Source organism: Pantoea sp. EEL5 (assembly GCF_049892805.1).
Classification (GTDB): domain Bacteria; phylum Pseudomonadota; class Gammaproteobacteria; order Enterobacterales; family Enterobacteriaceae; genus Pantoea; species Pantoea ananatis.
This window is the reverse complement of record NZ_JBNDNJ010000001.1, coordinates 1,555,491-1,574,294: the sequence shown is the minus strand read 5'-3', so window position 1 is coordinate 1,574,294 and position 18,804 is coordinate 1,555,491. Positions and strand designations below refer to the sequence as shown.

Annotated in this window: 14 protein-coding genes; 8 read left to right on the top strand and 6 right to left on the bottom strand. The window is 54.9% G+C overall.

The window, feature by feature from the left end; all coding sequences use genetic code 11:
* Positions 1-6: 6 nt before the first annotated feature.
* Together betB and betI are read right to left on the bottom strand one after the other, a co-directional pair.
* Positions 7-1,479, bottom strand: a complete 1,473-nt coding sequence (betB, locus tag ACPXSQ_RS07515) for a betaine-aldehyde dehydrogenase (protein WP_112900339.1) — start codon at positions 1,477-1,479, stop codon at positions 7-9.
* Between the two features lie 17 nt (positions 1,480-1,496).
* On the bottom strand, positions 1,497-2,090 hold the full coding sequence (betI, locus tag ACPXSQ_RS07510; RefSeq protein WP_014593862.1) for a transcriptional regulator BetI: 594 nt from the start codon (positions 2,088-2,090) through the stop codon (positions 1,497-1,499).
* 256 nt (positions 2,091-2,346) lie between these two features.
* Here betI and ACPXSQ_RS07505 point away from each other — a divergent pair, with 256 nt between their 5' ends.
* The 3 genes from ACPXSQ_RS07505 to ACPXSQ_RS07495 all read left to right on the top strand — a co-directional run bounded on the left by ACPXSQ_RS07505 (position 2,347) and on the right by ACPXSQ_RS07495 (position 6,191).
* Positions 2,347-4,377, top strand: coding sequence for a choline transporter (locus ACPXSQ_RS07505; protein ID WP_426143305.1), 2,031 nt, complete (start codon positions 2,347-2,349; stop codon positions 4,375-4,377).
* Between the two features lie 131 nt (positions 4,378-4,508).
* A complete protein-coding gene (locus tag ACPXSQ_RS07500; RefSeq protein WP_013026041.1) occupies positions 4,509-5,876 on the top strand; it encodes an MFS transporter in 1,368 nt (455 codons plus the stop codon).
* Between the two features lie 96 nt (positions 5,877-5,972).
* Entirely contained in the window at positions 5,973-6,191 is a 219-nt protein-coding gene (locus ACPXSQ_RS07495; protein WP_013026040.1) for a DUF1272 domain-containing protein, read from the top strand.
* Between the two features lie 147 nt (positions 6,192-6,338).
* Here the strand turns inward: ACPXSQ_RS07495 and rsmF are convergent, their stop codons facing one another.
* The 3 genes from rsmF to yebS all read right to left on the bottom strand — a co-directional run bounded on the left by rsmF (position 6,339) and on the right by yebS (position 11,696).
* Entirely contained in the window at positions 6,339-7,766 is a 1,428-nt protein-coding gene (gene rsmF, locus ACPXSQ_RS07490) for a 16S rRNA (cytosine(1407)-C(5))-methyltransferase RsmF (protein WP_426143302.1), read from the bottom strand.
* A gap of 77 nt (positions 7,767-7,843) precedes the next feature.
* Positions 7,844-10,483, bottom strand: a complete 2,640-nt coding sequence (locus tag ACPXSQ_RS07485; RefSeq protein ID WP_015700191.1) for a PqiB family protein — start codon at positions 10,481-10,483, stop codon at positions 7,844-7,846.
* Positions 10,452-11,696 carry a membrane integrity lipid transport subunit YebS gene (yebS, locus tag ACPXSQ_RS07480; RefSeq protein ID WP_013026037.1) on the bottom strand — a complete coding sequence of 415 codons (1,245 nt, stop codon included), beginning with the start codon at positions 11,694-11,696 and terminating at the stop codon, positions 10,452-10,454. Before yebS ends, ACPXSQ_RS07485 begins: the two co-directional genes overlap by 32 nt.
* 211 nt (positions 11,697-11,907) lie before the next feature.
* Between yebS and ACPXSQ_RS07475 the strand changes: the two genes are divergently transcribed.
* The 4 genes from ACPXSQ_RS07475 to htpX all read left to right on the top strand — a co-directional run bounded on the left by ACPXSQ_RS07475 (position 11,908) and on the right by htpX (position 16,403).
* The gene (locus tag ACPXSQ_RS07475) at positions 11,908-12,408 is read left to right on the top strand and encodes a GAF domain-containing protein (RefSeq protein WP_105082734.1); all 501 of its coding nucleotides are present in this window, start codon (positions 11,908-11,910) and stop codon (positions 12,406-12,408) included.
* Between the two features lie 96 nt (positions 12,409-12,504).
* A complete protein-coding gene (proQ, locus tag ACPXSQ_RS07470) occupies positions 12,505-13,206 on the top strand; it encodes an RNA chaperone ProQ (RefSeq protein WP_013026035.1) in 702 nt (233 codons plus the stop codon).
* A gap of 19 nt (positions 13,207-13,225) precedes the next feature.
* Positions 13,226-15,271, top strand: a complete 2,046-nt coding sequence (gene prc, locus ACPXSQ_RS07465; protein WP_014605697.1) for a carboxy terminal-processing peptidase — start codon at positions 13,226-13,228, stop codon at positions 15,269-15,271.
* A 250-nt stretch (positions 15,272-15,521) separates the two neighbouring features.
* Positions 15,522-16,403, top strand: coding sequence for a protease HtpX (htpX, locus tag ACPXSQ_RS07460; RefSeq protein WP_013026033.1), 882 nt, complete (start codon positions 15,522-15,524; stop codon positions 16,401-16,403).
* A 48-nt stretch (positions 16,404-16,451) separates the two neighbouring features.
* Here the strand turns inward: htpX and ACPXSQ_RS07455 are convergent, their stop codons facing one another.
* Entirely contained in the window at positions 16,452-17,813 is a 1,362-nt protein-coding gene (locus ACPXSQ_RS07455; protein WP_013026032.1) for an MFS transporter, read from the bottom strand.
* 185 nt (positions 17,814-17,998) lie between these two features.
* On the opposite strand from ACPXSQ_RS07455, the gene kdgR reads away from it, so the two are divergent.
* Positions 17,999-18,793, top strand: coding sequence for a DNA-binding transcriptional regulator KdgR (kdgR, locus tag ACPXSQ_RS07450; RefSeq protein ID WP_013026031.1), 795 nt, complete (start codon positions 17,999-18,001; stop codon positions 18,791-18,793).
* Positions 18,794-18,804: the final 11 nt, after the last annotated feature.

Below are 18,804 nucleotides of genomic sequence, written 5' to 3'. Positions count from 1 at the left end.
GGGGGATTAAAATACAGACTGAAAACGCGTCAGTTCTACCTGAACCGACTTCACCTGGGTGTAATTTTGCAGCGTCATCAGGCCGTTTTCACGTCCCACGCCAGAGTGCTTATAGCCACCAACCGGCATTTCGGCGGCAGATTCACCCCAGGTGTTAATCCAGCAAATACCGGCTTCAATCTGATGGATCACGCGGTGCGCGCGGGTAAGGTCTTGCGTGACCAGGCCGGCAGCCAGACCGAATTCGGTGTCATTGGCCCGACGTATCACTTCGTCTTCAGAGGTGTAGCTCAGAATTGACATCACAGGACCAAAGATCTCCTCACGGACAATCTTCATCTCGTCACGGCAGTCGCTGAATACGGTGGGTTCAACCCAAGCGCCCTGATCAAAGCCTTCGCCCGTTAAGCGTTTTCCGCCACACAGCAGACGTGCGCCTTCTTCAACGCCAGAGGCGATAAAGCGCATGACGTTGTCGCGGTGGCTAAAGCTGACCAACGGACCAAAGTTAGTCTCAGGATCGCGCAGGTCGCCCGCTTTGATGCGCGCAACGCGCTCAAGAATTTTGGCTTCAAACGCCGACTGCAGCCCGGCGGGAATAAACACGCGCGTGCCGTTAGTACACACCTGGCCTGAACTGTAAAAGTTAGCCATCATGGCGATATCCGCGGCGAGATCGAGATCGGCATCATCAAAGATGATCAGCGGTGACTTACCGCCCAGCTCCATCGTAACGTCTTTCAGCGTAGAACCGGCCGCGTTCGCCATTACCTTCTTACCGCTGACGACACCGCCGGTGAACGAGACTTTATCAATGCCGGGATGTTCGGTCAGCAGCTGACCGGTCACCGCGCCGGTTCCCGGCAGCACGTTGAACACGCCATCCGGCACGCCCGCTTCGGTGTAGATTTCAGCCAGTTTCAGGGCCGTCAGTGGCGTGACTTCACTGGGCTTGAAGATCATGGCGTTGCCGGCGGCCAGAGCAGGCGCTGACTTCCACAGCGCGATCTGGATTGGATAGTTCCAGGCACCGATGCCCGCAACAACGCCCAGCGGTTCGCGGCGGGTATAAACAAACGAGGTATCACGCAGCGGAATTTGCTGGCCTTCCAGCGCAGGGATCAGCCCAGCGTAATATTCCAGTACGTCGGCACCGGTCACGATGTCCACGCTGGAGGTTTCACTGAACGGCTTACCGGTATCAAGCATTTCCAGCTCAGCCAGCTCATCATTGCGCTCGCGCAGGATATCAACCGCACGACGCAGAATGCGTGAGCGTTCCATTGCGGTCATCGCTGCCCAGATCTTTTGTCCTTTTCTGGCAGCGGCGACGGCACGATCGACATCCTCGCGTCCGGCGATCTGAACATCAGCCAGAACCTCACCGTTGACCGGATTGATGCTCTGGAAGGTTTCTCCAGAGGTGGCGGCAACGTAGGTACCATTGATGTAGAGTTGTTGCTCGTTGAATCGGGACATAATTTCTCCTGGTTCCGTTACTCGTGTTCGCCAGCTAACTGCTGACGAATGAATTGGGTGGTCAGTGTACGGGCGGTGGCGGCGTCAAACGGCTTGCCACTCAACGCGGCGCGTAACCACAGACCGTCGATCATCGCCGCCAGCCCGTACGCGGCAAGACGGGCCTTTTCCTTTGGTAACTGGCGGCGAAATTCAACCGCTAAAGAGGAAAACAACCGCCGATGGCTGACCCGTTCCAGACGTTTGAGCTGCGGCTGATGCATGCTGCTCGACCAGAAATCAAGCCAGGCTTTCATTACCGCACGTTCGATCTGACTTTCGTCGAAGTTGCCGTCAACGATAGCGCGTAGCCGGACCTCTGCGGAGGCCTCTGTCAGGGACGCCAGTCGACTCGCGACCGCCTCACGTAGCTGACGCGTCACATCGCGCATGGTGGCTTCCAGCAGGCCGTTCTTATCCTTGAAGTAATGACTGATGATGCCCGTTGAAACCCCTGCGCGCCGTGCAATCTGGGCAATGGTGGCATCATTAATACCCACCTCATTAATTGTTCCCAGCGTTGCATCGATCAGCTGCCGACGTCGTATTGGCTGCATCCCTACCTTTGGCATGACTCTCACTCCAGCCTGAAACCGAACCCCTATTTAAACTTTTTTTGATTGGATGTTCAATATAAATAGAATCCTTGTTAGGATGATGTGTCCTAAAAGTTGAGTAAGTGAAGCGGTAAGTGTGGCAGATTTGCTAGTTTTGACCAGAATGTAACAGCAGGAAACGAAGCGTAAAAACACACGACGCCGGGACGCCGGATTATCCAAACAGGATGATCCCTTGCAAAATTTACACGCCAACAACCAGAGGTAAACGATGACGAGTCCACCTAGTAGTGAAAAAGACAGAATCAATCCTGTAGTGTTTTATACATCGGCGGGATTGATTCTGACCTTTTCACTCATCACCATTTTGTACAGTAACGAAGCCGCAGGCTGGATCCTCAAGGCAGTCAACTGGGTATCTTCCGCGTTCGGCTGGTATTATATGCTGGCGGCCACGCTCTACATTGTGTTTGTGATTTACATGGCCTGTTCCCGTTTCGGCTCAATCAAGCTGGGGCCGGAGCAGTCAAAGCCAGAGTTTAGTGTGCTGAGCTGGTCGGCGATGCTGTTTGCTGCCGGTATCGGTATCGACCTGATGTTTTTCTCGGTAGCCGAACCTGTTTCGCAATATATGCAGCCGCCGGAAGGTGCAGGGCAGACCATGGAGGCGGCCCGCCAGGCGATGGTCTGGACGCTGTTCCATTACGGCTTAACCGGGTGGTCAATGTATGCCCTGATGGGGATTGCGCTTGGCTACTTCAGCTACCGGTATAATCTGCCGCTCACCATTCGTTCGGCGCTGTATCCCATTTTTGGCAAGCGCATCAACGGGCCGATTGGGCACACGGTTGATATCGCCGCCGTTATCGGCACGATTTTCGGTATCGCCACCACGCTTGGCATCGGTGTTGTGCAGCTCAATTACGGGCTGAAAGTGTTGTTTGATATTCCGGAAGGGTTAACTGCCCAGACCGCGCTGATCATTTTATCGGTGGTTATCGCCACCATTTCAGTGACCTCCGGTGTGGACAAAGGTATCCGTATTCTGTCGGAACTGAATGTCGCCCTGGCGCTCTGCCTGATTCTGTTTGTTCTGTTTGCAGGCAACACCAGTTTCCTGCTGAATGCGCTGGTGCTTAACGTGGGAGACTACATCAACCGCTTTATGGGCATGACGCTGAACACCTTTGCCTTTGACCGGCCAACGCAGTGGATGAACAGCTGGACGCTGTTTTTCTGGGCCTGGTGGGTTGCCTGGTCTCCGTTCGTCGGCCTGTTCCTGGCGCGTATCTCTCGCGGCCGTACCATCCGTGAATTCGTTCTGGGTACGCTGGTGATTCCTTTTACCTTTACGCTGCTGTGGCTGTCCGTATTCGGTAACGCGGCCCTGTATGAAATTATTCACGGCGACGCCGGTTTTGCACAGGAAGTCATGACGCACGCCGAACGTGGCTTCTACAGCCTGCTGGCGCAGTATCCGGCGTTTAAGCTGAGCGCATCGGTCGCCACCATTACCGGCATGTTGTTCTACGTCACCTCAGCGGATTCCGGATCGCTGGTGTTAGGTAACTTCACCTCAAAGTTGAAAGACATTAACAGTGATGCCCCCAACTGGCTGCGTATTTTCTGGTCGGTAGCCATCGGCGTCCTGACGTTAAGTATGCTGATGACCAACGGCATTACCGCGCTGCAAAACACGACGGTTATCATGGGGCTGCCATTTAGCTTCGTGATCTTCTTTGTGATGGCGGGGTTGTATAAATCACTTAAGGTTGAAGATTACCGCCGCGCCAGTGCTTCACGGGAAACTGCACCCTATCTGGCCCATGCGACCGATCGTCTGACCTGGAAAAAACGCCTGTCGCGCCTGATGAACTATCCTGGCTCGCGTTACACGCTGAAGATGATGGAAGAAACTCTCTTCCCCGCCATGCAGGAAGTGGCGAAAGAGCTGGAGCTGCGCGGAGCTAAGGTTACGCTGGACAGGGTTGCGGCCAATGACGAACATCCCCTGGGTTATCTGGACCTGCGGGTGCAGTTGGGCGAGGAGCAGGATTTCCTCTATCAGGTCTGGCCTCAGCAGTACTCTATACCGGGCTTTACCTACCGCGCGCGTAGCGGAAAATCGACCTATTACCGGCTGGAAACCTTCCTGCTGGAAGGCAGTCAGGGCAATGACCTGATGGACTACAGCAAAGAACAGGTGATTATTGATATCCTCGATCAATACGAACGCCATCTTAACTTTATCCATCTTCATCGTGAGGCACCGGGAAACAGTATTACCTTCCCCAACGCCTGAGTCAGCAGCCCGTAAGCCATGTGGTTTACGGGCTTTTTTTAGAGTCGGAATTGTCCCGACCTAAACCGTGACAAAATCAACTATGGTTAACTCTGACAGGACACCGACCAACGGGGTAGACAGGGAGTCGTATGCGAAAAATACTCAGAACATTTCTGCCGCTTTATACCACGACGCTGTTAATGCTGCTGGGTTCGGGCTTGCTGACCACCTATGTGTCACTTCGCCTGGCGCATGAAGCGGTAAACGGTGCCTTAATCGGCGCGATTATTGCCGCCTATTACATTGGCCTGGTGATTGGTGGAAAAGTGGGACACAACCTGATTGCCCGCGTCGGCCATATTCGCGCTTACGTCGCCTGCGCCGGGATTATCACCGCCTCGGTAATAGGGCACGGGCTGACGGACTTTATACCGCTGTGGGTTTTCCTGCGTCTGATTATCGGCCTGTGCATGATGTGTCAGTACATGGTGCTGGAGAGCTGGCTCAATGACCAGGCGGAATCTTCCCAGCGCGGCCTGATTTTTGGCTTCTATATGGTGGCGACCTACCTTGGCTTAAGCAGCGGTCAGGTGGTGCTGACGCTGCAAAGCGGGTTCGGTATTAACACGCTCCTGATCGTGGCGCTCTGCTTTGCGCTTTGTCTGGTGCCCATTGCGCTGACGACGCGCACGCACGTCCGGCCCATGTCGCCTGCACCGATGGAGCTGGGCTATTTTATTCGCACCATTCCTAAGTTGCTCAGTACCACCCTGTTAACCGGCATGGTGGTCGGCGCGTTCTATGGTCTGGCGCCGGTCTATGCCAGCAGCAAAGGGTTCAGCGACGCGCAGACCGGTATCTTTATGAGCCTGACCATCTTCGCCGGACTCGTCTCGCAGTTTCCGCTCAGCTGGCTGTCCGATCGCTATGACCGTCAGCGGCTGCTGTTTTATATCTCACTGGTTTTGATGCTGGCCTGTTTGCCGCTGGTCTTGCTGCCAAATCTTCCCTTTAACTGGGTACTGGGTATCGCGTTTGTCGCCAGCATGGTGCAGTTTGCGCTTTATCCTCTACAGGTTGCCCTGGCTAACGATCAGGTGGCTGCCGAGCAGCGCGTTTCCCTGACGGCCTGTCTGCTGATGGCATTTGGCATCGGGGCCAGCATCGGTCCCTTGTTGGTGGGTACATTGATGCAGCCCTTCGGCAGCAATCTGCTCTATCTGTTCTTCACCCTGTGTACGCTGCTGATTGCCGCACTGAGCTTCATGAAAACGCCGCAGCCGTTACCCACCACCGAAGTACCCCTGCCGCACGTGGTGTTGCCAGACAGCCTGGCGACATCGCCCTTAGGCGCGGCGCTTAATCCGGTGCTGGAAGACGAGGCGATTCAGGCGGCGATGGTCAACAGTGATGAGATAAACGAGGACGAGGAAGGCGGCGAAGATGATGGCGGGGACGAGAATGATGACGACCCTGCCACGAATAAGACGCTGACTCAGTCATCTCCGCCCCGATGAACAACGGCCCTGAACGTGCCGCTGGCACGATGAAAATCCTCGACAAGGTGCGCGGGTTTTGTCACGCTGAAAGCCGAAATCGCCGAGGAAGATGCCATGCTGGAACTGCGCCCTAACTGTGAACGCTGTGATATTGATTTGCCTGCGGCATCCCACGATGCGCGCATCTGTTCGTTCGAGTGCACGTTTTGCGCCGCCTGCGCTGAGCAGCACCTTAAAGGGCGGTGTCCGAACTGTGGCGGTGAACTGGTCCGGCGTCCTGTCCGGCCTGCCGCTAAGCTGCTGACGCACCCGGCCAAAACGCGTCCCGCCTGAGGTCGTGACATCACAACGCCGGCTTCTGCCGGCGTTCTTCCGTTCTCATTACCGGCTGTCTTGCCCGCTAACCTCCCCGAATCACCCCCTTTGCAAGGTGAAAATGGGATCATTTGGTGACAGTGTCACAAAAGGCGAGTGGGGCGATTACCGGAACAGCCTGCCGTCGCGTACCAGCTCGCGGGGATAGCTGTTTTTAATACGGCTGCCAACACGTTTAGCCAGCCCGAGCGGCTGATCCTGATAGGTCACTATCATTTCATCCCGCGTGGGGGCGCTTTCAGGATAAATATCGCGACCGCGATACCACTCTTCGGCTTCAGCTTCGTTTAGCGCAAACGTCTGATCGGGGCGCGGGGAGGCAAGGGCAATGACGGCCTCGTGTTGCCAGCGATAGCCTTTCGCAAAGGTTTCGGCCAGCTTCAGGCCAATCCGCGAGAAACGGACCTTACCTAACAGCGGTGTCACACCGGCCGGGAACAGCCAGATCTCCTTATCGCGCTGCCAGAGCTGAAGGTTGTCATCCCACTGAATCGCCACCTGCGCCGCCGACTGTACAATCTCGCTTTCCAGTTTGCGACTGACGTGGCTGAACGGCAGCTTACCCACTTTATAGGTCGGTTCAGGTAGCCGTGTGACAGAGGCGGTTTTACGCAAGCAGGCGACAAAGAACCCTTCGCTGTCGAACAGGTGCGGGAAAACGTGAAGATAACCTTCAGGCGTCGCTGCCCGCTCCGCCCCGGCAAATAACCCATTCAATGGGGCGATTTCAACGGCGTCCGGATAGCGCGCCAGCAGCCAGGCGACAACCTGTTGGTTCTCAATCTGATTAAGCGTACAGGTAGAGTAAACCAGCGTACCGCCGGGCTTGAGTGCGTGGAACGCGCTTTCGATAAGGTCGCGCTGAGTCTGCGCGATAGTCTGCGTGCTGGTCAGCGACCAGTTTTTCAGGGCATCAGCATCTTTACGCATGACGCCTTCACCCGAGCAGGGCGCGTCCAGCAAAATGGCATCAAACTGTTCCGGCAGCGCAGGCCCAAAGACGCGGGCATCAAAGTGGGTCAGGGCGCTGTTGGTTACGCCGCAACGGGTTATGTTGGCATGAAGCACTTTGACCCGGCTGGCGGAAAACTCGTTGGCCAGAATAACGCCCCGGTTGTGAATGCAGGCGGCAATCTGGGTGGTCTTGGAGCCGGGGGCAGCAGCCATATCCATGACGCTCATGGCATCGGGCTGGGCCGCAAACAGTGCTGTCACCGGCAGCATTGAGCTGGCTTCCTGGATATAAAACAGGCCGCTCAGATGCTCCGCAACGCTCCCCAGCGGCAGGCTTTCGTCCTCGCGATTTATCCAGAATCCTTCCGCACACCAGGGAACCGGCGTCAACTGCCAGCCGTAATGCGCGGTTTGTGTCAGAAAGTCACTAACGCCGATCTTTAAGGTGTTAACGCGCAGGCTGCGACGTAGTGGCTGCAGGCTGATGTCAATAAACTGCTGCAGGTCAGTATCATCGGGCAAGCTCTGGCGTATCAGATCGAGGAATTCGGCAGGGAAGCGTGAGGCGGAGTCGGACACGGATAAGTTCTCTTTGAGGCAAAGGCGGCAGTGTAGCACGCCAAAAGAAAACGGGCAGCCTGGGCTGCCCGTATGGCTTAAGGTTGATTCGGGTCGGGGATCGCCGTTCCCCAGTTACGCCAGTCTTTAGGCGGTTCATCCTGCAGCAGGAAGTGTTTGTTTGACGTTGCCTGAGGTGCCAGCGGCACGGTCGGCGGCGTAGCAAACTGAATACCGCCACGGATAAACTGCTGGAAGGTGCCGGTTTTCACCACGCCGCCAATCAGGCCAAAGTCCAGGTTATAGCCCGAGGCCAGCCAGAACACCGAATTGTTGCGGACCAGGTGCTGATATTTCTTACTGATACGCAGCGCGATTTGTACGCGGTCTGCCATATTCCCCAGCGATGTACCGGTCACCGTGCCCACTTCTACCCCGCGGAACAGCACCGGCGTACCCAGCGACAGGGAACCCGCTTCGGTCGCATCCACATAGATGTTCAGGCCGTTAAGGTAACGTGAATCCGTGATGGTGCTTTCCTGCAGCTCAAAGGTGCGCGCGCCACGGCCTTTACCCGGATCGACGTTGACATAAGGCTGGAGGATCGTTTCCAGATGATTTACACCTGCGGCAGAAATTTCTGGCGATACCACCGAGAAACGGCTGTCGACGCGGGCAAAACTCTGCACATATTCAGGGTAAAGTACGGCCTTCGCCACCACCTGATTGTTGTCATCGCTCAGCGACAGCGACTCGATTTGTCCCACGTTGATACCGAGGTAACGAATGGGCATTCCGGCGGACAGCTTGCTGGCGTCATAGGTATGTAACGTAATCTGGCTGCCCACGGCCCGTGCAGCCGTTTCAGACGGATAAAGCACGCGCTTCGCGCCTTTATCAATTTTCGCGCCCGTCAGGTTGTCGAAGCTAATGGCGCCTTTCAACGCCCGGTTTAGCGGCGAGGCCTGCACGGTTAACCCACTGCCGTTAAGCTGAACGCGTGCGCCGCCTTCTGCCCAGAACACACTTTCAGCAGAGAGCAGTTTGCGGTATTCCGGTTTGATGTGGACCGCGATATCAAACGCATCAGCACGCGGGGTGACTTGAGTAATTTCACCGACCTGGAATTTACGATAGAGCACAATCGAGCCGGCCTGAACGTCTGGCAGGCTTTTCGCCGTCAGCATCAGCGTGGTGGATGGGCCATCGCCGGTAATGCCTTCTTCCGCGCGTTCAGCATCGGCAAAGAGGGGATAGGCCGTCTTAGGTGCGCCTTGTTTACCCGGCTCCAGACGAATACCGCCATCGACCCACTCGCGGGCGCTGGCGCCCAGCACCTGCATGCCATCCAGGCCGAATTTCACGTCAAGGCGACTGTTCACAATGAATTTACTGTCGCCGTGGACCAGTTGGCGCTGGTCAGGATTGACCGCGACAACAAAATTAACGCCGTTTGCATCCAGATCCCGGGAAATCACCTGACCAATTTTTAGCCCATGCAACATCAGGGGTTGGCCGGCATCGATGCCGTAGCTTTCGGGGGCGCTCAGTTTCACGGTGAGAACATTGGGTTGCTGCAGCAGCGTTTTATTGGGTGCGACCACCGTAAAATGCTGCTGCGGTGCACCATCGCCAGGCACCAGCTCAAAGGTGTTACCGGTCAGCAGGCTGCTCAGGCTGGTATCCGTGAGGCTGAGTTTGGGGCTGCGCATCTCAATACGCGTGCCTTCACGCATCAGTCCCACGACAGAGGGATCGATCGTCATCTCACCGGTCACTTTACCGCCATCCTGTAGATTCAGTTTGGTCAGGGTGCCGACTTCTAAGCCCTGATACATCAGGGGCGTACGGTTGGCTGAGAGATTATCCCCGCTGGGCAGATCCAGCGATATCAGCACGCCCCTCTGGCTGTGAGCCAGGTCGGGATAGAGCTGATAGTTCTGATCGGTTTTGGCGGCTTCCGCGCCCTCAGGCGAGTCAAAGGCGATAGCGCCGTTGACTAAGGCTGACAGGCTTTCAAGCTGTACTCTGGCCCCGCTCAGGCTGACGTCTGCATTCATTCCTGACACATTCCAGAAGCGGCTGCTGGTTTTCACCAGGTTCACGAAGCGCCGCTCAATCAGGACGTCAATCGACACGCCGTTGTTCTGATTGTTAATGCTGTAATCGTAGACCCGGCCCACCGGGATTTTGCGGTAATACACTAAAGAGCCGGTGTTCAACGAGCCGAGGTCGGATGAATGCAGGTGAATCATGAGCTCACCGGTATTCACGCGGTATTTCGGTTGGGTATCCAGCGCGGTAAAGGTGTCACTTTCTTTACCATCGCCTGGCATCATGCCGATGTAGTTCCCCCCCACCAGCGCATCCAGACCGGAAACCCCCGCCAGTGAGGCTTTTGGCGTGACCAGCCAGAACTGCGTATTTTCACGCAGCGCATCGCGCATGTCGCTCTTAATGCTGGCCTTGATCTGAATCTTTTTGTAGTCGTCGCTAAGATTGATGCCCTGCACAGTACCGACTTCCACGCCCTGATAGCGGATAGGCGTGCGGCCGGGCACGATGCCATCGGCCGTCTGGAAATTGATGGTGATGGTCGTGCCGCGCTCTTGAAAATTGGTCCAAAGCAGCCAGCCCGCAATCAGCATTGCGATAATGGGCAGAAGCCAAAAAGGTGAAATTTTACGCTTGTTGCGCAGCGTAGCATTAGTCGGTGTAGTCGGCGTTTCCTGTTGCATGTGCATCCCAGAGCAGGCGGCTATCCAGCCACTCAACGGCCATAATGGTCAGGATCACTGCCGCGCCAAAATAAAACGCAGCGGGTCCCATGGTAAAAGCCAGTAGTTGATCGCGATTGACCAACGACATGGTTAGTGAAATGACAAACAGATCCAGCATAGACCAGCGTCCAACCCAGGTCACAAAACGTAGCAGACGAATGCGGGTTTTCAGGCCTTGTTCGCAGCGGAAATGGATACTGAGCAGGAGCGCCAGCATCACCAGCACTTTGGTGAAGGGAACCAGAATACTGGCGATAAACACCACGGCTGCGACGGGCACGTTACCGGATGCCAGAGACAGGATGCCGGAGAAGATCGTGTCTTCACGGCGCGATCCGTTCAGGTACACCACCGAAATCGGCAACAGATTGGCGGGAATCAGCAGCACAATTGACGCGATAAGGGCGGCCCAGGACTTTTGTAAGCTGTGGCGGCGCCGAAAATCAAGCGGCGTATGACAGCGCGCGCAGCGGCCGCGGGCGTCAGGAATATCGGTGTAGTGGCAGTTAAGGCAGACCTGAAGATCGTCACGCCGCGTCACCTGGTGCGACTGGGGATAAAAGTGCTCCCAAAGCTGCTCCATGTTCAGATGAATCAACGTAATGACGCTCAGCACGGTTAGCGCCACATAGGCGACCAGCCCATAGCCTAATTCGAGGTCGGCGTAATCCTGGACTTTTATGGAGGCGACGGCGATGCCAATCAAAAAAATATCCAGCATCACCCACTCTTTGAGCTTATCGAGCATCAGCAGCACCGGGCGCAGATTCATCCCTAAACGCTCACCCAGGGCCAGATAGCCAATGCCTGCCACCAGCGTCACCGGCGCGCCGATAGTACAGAACGCCACCATCGAGGCGGTCAGGACATTGCCCTGTAGCGTCATCTGAACGATACCTTCCAGTACGCTGGCGTCAATGCGCATGCCCAGCAGGCGAATGTCGATAAGCGGCATGCTAAAAGCAAAAGGCATCAGCACCAGCATCGTGGCCGCCATCGCCAGCAGACGTGTCATTGACCAGTCGCGGCCGCTCACAATTTGCGCGTTGCAGCGGGGACAGTGGGCTGACTGATACGATTTCACATCTGGTAAGGAAAAAAGGGTATCGCATTGCGGACAACGCTGATAACGTGCCTGAGGCAATGTCTGGCTGATAGCGTGAATTTTCATAAATTAGTGCATGTTTCGCTTATTGTGATTAACGCAAAGGGTCAGTAAGACATCGCCTGGGTACCTGTCTCGGGTATCACGCTTCGATCCACAGAATGTTAAGGTTATAGTAACTAACGCTATGATTCACCTTATGGCTATGGATTTTTAGTGCTTATTTTTAACAAGCGGAGTGGTTAGCCGCTCGGATGTCACTGGTAACGGTTGAATAATGAACAAAACTGCCTTTTACGCCGATTTAGATCGCGATATGCGCGCCTTACTGGCGGGAGAAACGGCGTTCCTCGCTGCAATGGGTAATTTTAGCGCGCTGTTGTATGAACGTCTCGAAGGCGTGAACTGGGCAGGTTTCTACCTGCTAACGGAAGCCGATACGCTGGTTCTGGGCCCGTTCCAGGGGAAAATCGCCTGCGTGCGCATTCCCTTGGGCAAAGGGGTTTGCGGCACCGCACTGGCGCAACAACAGGTGCAGCGTGTTGATGATGTCCATGCTTTCCCTGGCCATATCGCCTGCGATGCCGCCAGTAATGCAGAAATTGTGATTCCTCTGAAAATAAACGGTCAGGTTGTCGGCGTACTGGATATCGACAGTGTGGAATACAATCGCTTTGATAGTGAAGATGAAAAAGGGCTGGTCGCCTTGACTAACGGGCTTTGCGACGTGCTCGCGAACAGTGACTTAGAAAAATATTTGCAGCTGACGCGTAGCTAATCGACTGGATTGCATGGCATTTGGCGATGTTGTCATTATAATGTCGCCTGTTCATGCCTGCTCTGGTCGGCAAACCCGTAGTAATCAGGAAATTTCATGGAAAATCAACCTAAGTTGAATAGCAGTAAAGAAGTCATTAGCTTTCTGGCGGAGCGCTTTCCGCACTGCTTTAGCGCTGAAGGCGAAGCGCGTCCGCTCAAAATCGGTATCTTTCAGGATCTGGTAGAGCGCGTTCAGGGCGAAATGAACCTGAGCAAGACGCAGTTGCGTTCGGCCTTGCGTCTTTATACCTCTAGCTGGCGCTATCTGTACGGTATCAAAGCGGGTGCCACCCGTGTGGATCTCGATGGAAACCCCTGTGGTGTTCTTGATGAGCAGCACGTGGAGCATGCCCGTAAGCAACTCGAAGATGCCAAAGCGCGTGTTCAGGCACAGCGCGACCAGCAGCGAGCCGCTCGTCGCGAAGCCGGTGAAGGCGAAGAGGGTGCCAGCGCACCACGTCGCCCACGCAAGCCTGCTCCGCGTAAACCGGCAGAAGGTGAGGCCGCGCGTAAGCCGCGTCCACAGTCTGCTGAGCGTCCTACTGCATCGCAGAATCGCAAACCGGCACCACGCCCGGAGCAGCAGGCTAAACCCATCACTGATACCTCAACTTTGCAACCCGGCCAGAGTATTAAAGTTAAAGCAGGCAAAAGTGCGATGGACGCAACCGTTCTGGAAGTGTCGAAAGACGGCGTCCGGGTACAGCTCGCTTCCGGCATGGCAATGATTGTGCGCGCAGAACATTTGCAGTTCTGAAACGGAGGCTGACCCCGGCATGAACACCCTTTTAAAAGTTGGATTGATTGCGGGCCTGCTGTTGTCAGGCCCTTCCTTTGCGGCCGAGAACATTACACGTGCCGATCAAATTCCACAGCTGCATGAAGATCCGCAGGATGCGACGGTAAGCGAGCGCGTGACGTCGCGTTTTACCCGTTCTCACTATCGTCAGTTCGATCTTGACGGCGCCTTCTCGGCCAAGATTTTTGACCGCTATCTCAATATGCTCGACTACAGCCACAACGTGTTGCTGGCGTCGGACGTTGCACAGTTTGCCAGCAAGAAGACCCAACTGGGTGATGAGCTGCGTAGCGGTAAGCTGGATATTTTTTACGATCTTTATAATCTGGCGCAAAAACGCCGCTTTGAGCGCTATCAGTATGCGCTTACGGTGCTGGCGCGTCCGATGAACTTTACCGGCAATGACACCATCGATATTGACCGTTCTAAAGCGCCCTGGCCGAAAGACCAGAGTGAGTTGAATGCGCTGTGGGACGCCAAGGTCAAATACGATGAGCTGAGCCTTAAACTCGCCGGTAAAGACGAAAAAGAAATCCGTGAAGTGCTGACCAAACGTTATAACTTTGCCATCCGTCGTCTGGCGCAAAGCAACAGTGAAGATGTATTCCAGCTGGCAATGAACGCTTTTGCCCACGAAATCGATCCGCACACCAACTACCTTTCACCGCGTAATACGGAGCAGTTCAACACCGAAATGAGCCTGTCGCTCGAAGGGATTGGTGCCGTGTTGCAGATGGATGATGACTATACCGTTATCAACTCTATGGTGGCCGGTGGTCCGGCGGCGAAAAGTAAAGCGATCACCGTTGGCGACCGCATCGTCGGCGTCGGTGAGCCTGGCAAGCCAATGGAAGACGTTATCGGCTGGCGCCTGGATGATGTGGTCGCCAAAATCAAAGGGCCGAAAGGCAGCAAGGTTCGCCTTGAGATTCTGCCTGCTGGCAAAGGCACTAAGACCCGTATTGTGACCTTAACGCGTGAGAAAATCCGTCTGGAAGATCGCGCGGTTAAAATGAGCATTCACACTGTCGGTAAAGAAAAAGTCGGCGTGCTCGATATTCCTGGCTTCTACGTTGGCCTGACCGATGATGTCAAAGTGCAGTTGCAGAAGCTGCAAAAGCAGAACGTTGACAGCATCGTCATCGATCTGCGCACCAACGGCGGCGGCGCACTGACCGAGGCGGTTTCGCTTTCTGGCTTGTTTATTCCAAGTGGCCCGGTTGTTCAGGTCCGTGATAACAATGGCCACGTGCGTCAGGATAGCGACAACGACGGCATTGTTTATTACAAAGGCCCGCTGGTGGTGCTGGTTGACCGCTTCAGTGCTTCTGCATCAGAAATTTTTGCAGCGGCAATGCAGGATTATGGTCGTGCGCTGATCGTCGGCGAGCCCACCTTTGGTAAAGGCACCGTTCAACAGTACCGGTCACTGAACCGCATTTACGATCAGATGCTGCGTCCGGAATGGCCTGCGCTGGGTTCGGTGCAGTATACGATTCAGAAGTTTTATCGTATCAATGGCGGCAGTACGCAGCGCAAAGGCGTGACGCCGGACCTGTTGATGCCAACCGGTGTTGAAGCGGCGGAAACGGGCGAGAAGTTCGAGGACAATGCGTTACCGTGGGACAGCATTACGGCCGCGACCTACACCCGCACAGGTGATGTCAAGGCGCTGGCGCCACAGTTGACCAAAGAGCACGATGAGCGCATCGCTAAGGATCGCGAGTTCCAGTACATCATGAAGGACATCGCCCGCTTTAACGCCATGAAAGACAAGCGCAACATTGTGTCGCTCAATCTTGCCCAGCGCGAGAAAGAGAACCACGAGGAAGATGCGCTACGTCTGGAACGCATTAACGCGCGCTATCAGGCTGAAGGTAAAAAGCCGCTGAAGAGCCTTGATGATTTGCCGAAAGACTATAAAGAGCCCGATCCTTATCTGGATGAAACGGTAAAAATTGCCAATGACCTGGCGCAGCTGGAGAAATCCTCACCTGAGGCACCGGCAGCCAAAACCAACTAACGGCATAACCCGGGTTATCCAAAGCACCGCCCAGCGCGGTGCTTTTTTTTATCATTAATTTGGCAGTGATAAGCGTCGTTAATGTGTTCGTCTGAGCGGTTTCCGACAGGTTGCGCGAAAGGTTGTGTCATATTGTAAAGTTATGTCTTTTTAGACACTTAAACGTTAAGGTCGCTTGAAAACCCGCACAATGCTCATAGGATATGTATCCGCGCATGAGCGCATGAACTACTGAGGAAGATTAACCGTTATGATGCGTATTGCTCTTTTCCTGCTGACCAACCTGGCTGTGATGTTGGTATTCGGGCTGATTCTCAGCCTGACAGGAATCCAGTCAAGCAGTGTTCAGGGCCTGATGATAATGGCAGGCTTGTTTGGCTTCGGCGGTGCGTTTGTCTCACTGTTGATGTCGAAGTGGATGGCGCTACGTTCAGTTGGCGGTGAAGTGATTGAGCAACCGCGCAACGAAACCGAGCGCTGGTTAATTGACACGATTGGCCGACAGGCACAGCAGGTCGGTATTGCTATGCCCCAGGTCGCTATCTATCACGCGCCGGATATCAACGCGTTTGCAACCGGTGCGCGACGTAATGCCTCGCTGGTGGCGGTTTCTACTGGCCTGCTACAAAACATGAGTCGTGATGAAGCGGAGGCGGTGCTGGCGCACGAGGTGGCGCACATTGCGAATGGCGACATGATCACCATGACGCTGATTCAGGGTGTGGTGAACACCTTTGTTATCTTTGTGTCGCGTATCCTGGCACAGATTGCGGCGGGCTTTATGTCCGGCAACCGTGATGGCGAGGAGAGCAGCAACGGAAATCCGCTGGTCTACTTTGCTGTCTCGATGGTGCTTGAACTGGTATTCGGTATTCTGGCCAGCATCATCACGATGTGGTTTTCACGTCATCGTGAATTCCATGCCGATGCCGGCTCGGCCAAACTGGTGGGCCGCGAAAAAATGATTGCGGCTTTGCAGCGTCTGAAAACCAGCTATGAGCCGCAGGAACCCAGCAGCATGATGGCGTTTTGTATTAACGGAAAAGGAAAATCATTTAGCGAACTCTTTATGTCGCATCCACCGTTAGATAAACGTATCGAAGCGCTGCGCAGCGGTGAATACCTGAAGTAACCCTCACGAAAAAGGCGACGGCAACGTCGCCTTTTTTTATCGCTGAACTCAGGCTTTCATTCGTGACAGGCTGAGAAGGGCAGCGACGGTAGAGAATCCTCCCGCTAATAACAGCGAGGCATGGGTTCCACCATTTCCCATCAGATTGAACATCAGCGCGACCAGCGCCGCGCCGCTGCTCTGGCCCAGTAATCGCGCCGTGCCTAACATACCGCTGGCACCGCCGCTGCGGTTGCGCGGCGCAGCAGTGACGATTGTATGGTTGTTTGGCGACTGAAACAGGCCAAAACCGGCTCCGCACAGCATCATGCGCCAGATAATATCCATGTCGTCAGGTTGGGCAGGCAGCCGGGCCAGCAGGAACAGCCCGCTGGCAAACAGTGCCAGACCAATGCCGCCGAGCAGACCGGCATGGACTCGCTCAATCAAACGGCCCGCAATGGGTGAAAGCAGCATGGTAGCAAGAGGCCAGGGCGTCAGCAGCAGGCCTGTTGCGACTTCATCGCGACCCAGTACGCTTTGCAGATAAAAAGGCAGAGAGACCATCGCCAGCATTTGTGCACAGAAAGAGCAGACGGAAGTGCAGATCGACAGCGCGAAAATGGGAATACGCAGCAAGTCAACCGGCAGCAGCGGCACCTCCATCCTTAACTGACGACGGATAAAGAAATAACCGACCAGGATGATCACCACAATTTCGCTGGCGATCAGCCAGTGGGGCTGTCCCTGCGCAAATCCCCCCAGAGCCGAAATCAACAGCCCGAAAAAAAGCGCATTCATCACCGCACTGGTGATATCGAACTTCTGGGTTTTTGCCCGTTGTGGGTTATCGGGCAGATAACGCAACGCCAACCAGAGTGTCACTGCACCCAGCGGCAGGTTAATCAGAAATAACCAACGCCAGCTGGCAACAGAAAGAATGGCTGCCGCGACGGTGGGACCGGCAGCGGTTGAGATCGCCACCAGCAGTGCATTGATGGCAATGCCCCGACCCAGATAGCGAGGAGGATAGATAATGCGTATCAGCGCTGTATTAACGCTCATGACCGCAGCACCGCCAAGCCCCTGCAAGACACGCGCAACGGTCAGCATTGTCAGCGTGGATGACAGCGCGCAGAACACCGATGTCGCGGCAAAGACCACCAGGCCGAACTGATAAACGCGGCGGTATCCAACGATATCGCCCAAAAAGGACAGCGACAGCAGTGAAGCCACAATCGCGATCTGATAGGCGTTAATGACCCAGACCGACTGGGCCGGGCTGGCCTGCAGCTCACGTGAAATGGTTGGGAGAGCCACATTGGCAATTGAGCCGTCTAACACCGCCATGATGAGGCCAATGGCGATTGTCAGAATAGCCCAGTACCGTTGTGGCACAGGAAGTCCGCCGTCAGAAGAAGAGAGTGACATAGAGGCTAATATTAAAGAGTGTGAATATCATCATGCTAATCAATTGGCGGACAAAATGCACCGCGCCGGAATGAAAAATATATTTTACAGATGTTACAGACCTTGAAAGTTTGCCGGAGCGAGGCGCCGCAATCTATACTGCAACCCCGTTCCGTTTTTTTTGAAACACGTATTCAAGGTGAGCAATGGTTCCTGATTCAAAGGACAAACAACCTGATTCTGTCTCTTCGGTGCAAAAGGTGTTTGGCATTTTGCAGGCCTTAAGCGAAGAGCGCGATCACGGTATTACCGAACTGGCTCAGCGGCTGATGATGTCTAAAAGCACCGTTTACCGTTTCCTGCAAACCATGAAATCACTGGGCTATGTCGCCCAGGAAGGGGAAAGCGAAAAATACTCACTGACGTTAAAACTGTTTGAGGTGGGATCGAAAGCGCTGCAGAACATTGACCTGATCCGCAGTGCCGATGTGCAGATGCGTGAACTGTCCCGGTTAACCAAAGAAACGATCCATCTGGGCGCGCTGGACGAGGACAGTATTGTCTATGTCCATAAGATCGATTCGCTGTATAACCTGCGCATGTCGTCACGTATTGGCCGCCGCAATCCGCTGCACTCAACCGCGCTGGGTAAAGTGTTACTGGCGTGGCGCAGTCGGGAAGACATTAACGACATTTTGCAGCGGATAACCTTTACCATTAATACCGCGAATACGCTTTCTGACGCCGGCGCGCTTATTGACGTCCTGAGTCAGGTCAGGAAGCAGGGTTATGGTGAGGATAATGAAGAGCAGGAAGAGGGCGTTTGCTGCATCGCCGTGCCTATTTTCGATCGTTTCGGCGTGGCCGTCGCGGGGCTGAGTATCTCTTTTCCTACGCTGCGCTTCCCGGCATCGAACAAGCACACTTACGTGGCAATGCTGCATGAGGCGGGACGCCGTCTTTCCGCTGAGCTTGGTTACCACGATTACCCTTTAAACTGAAAAAGCGGGCC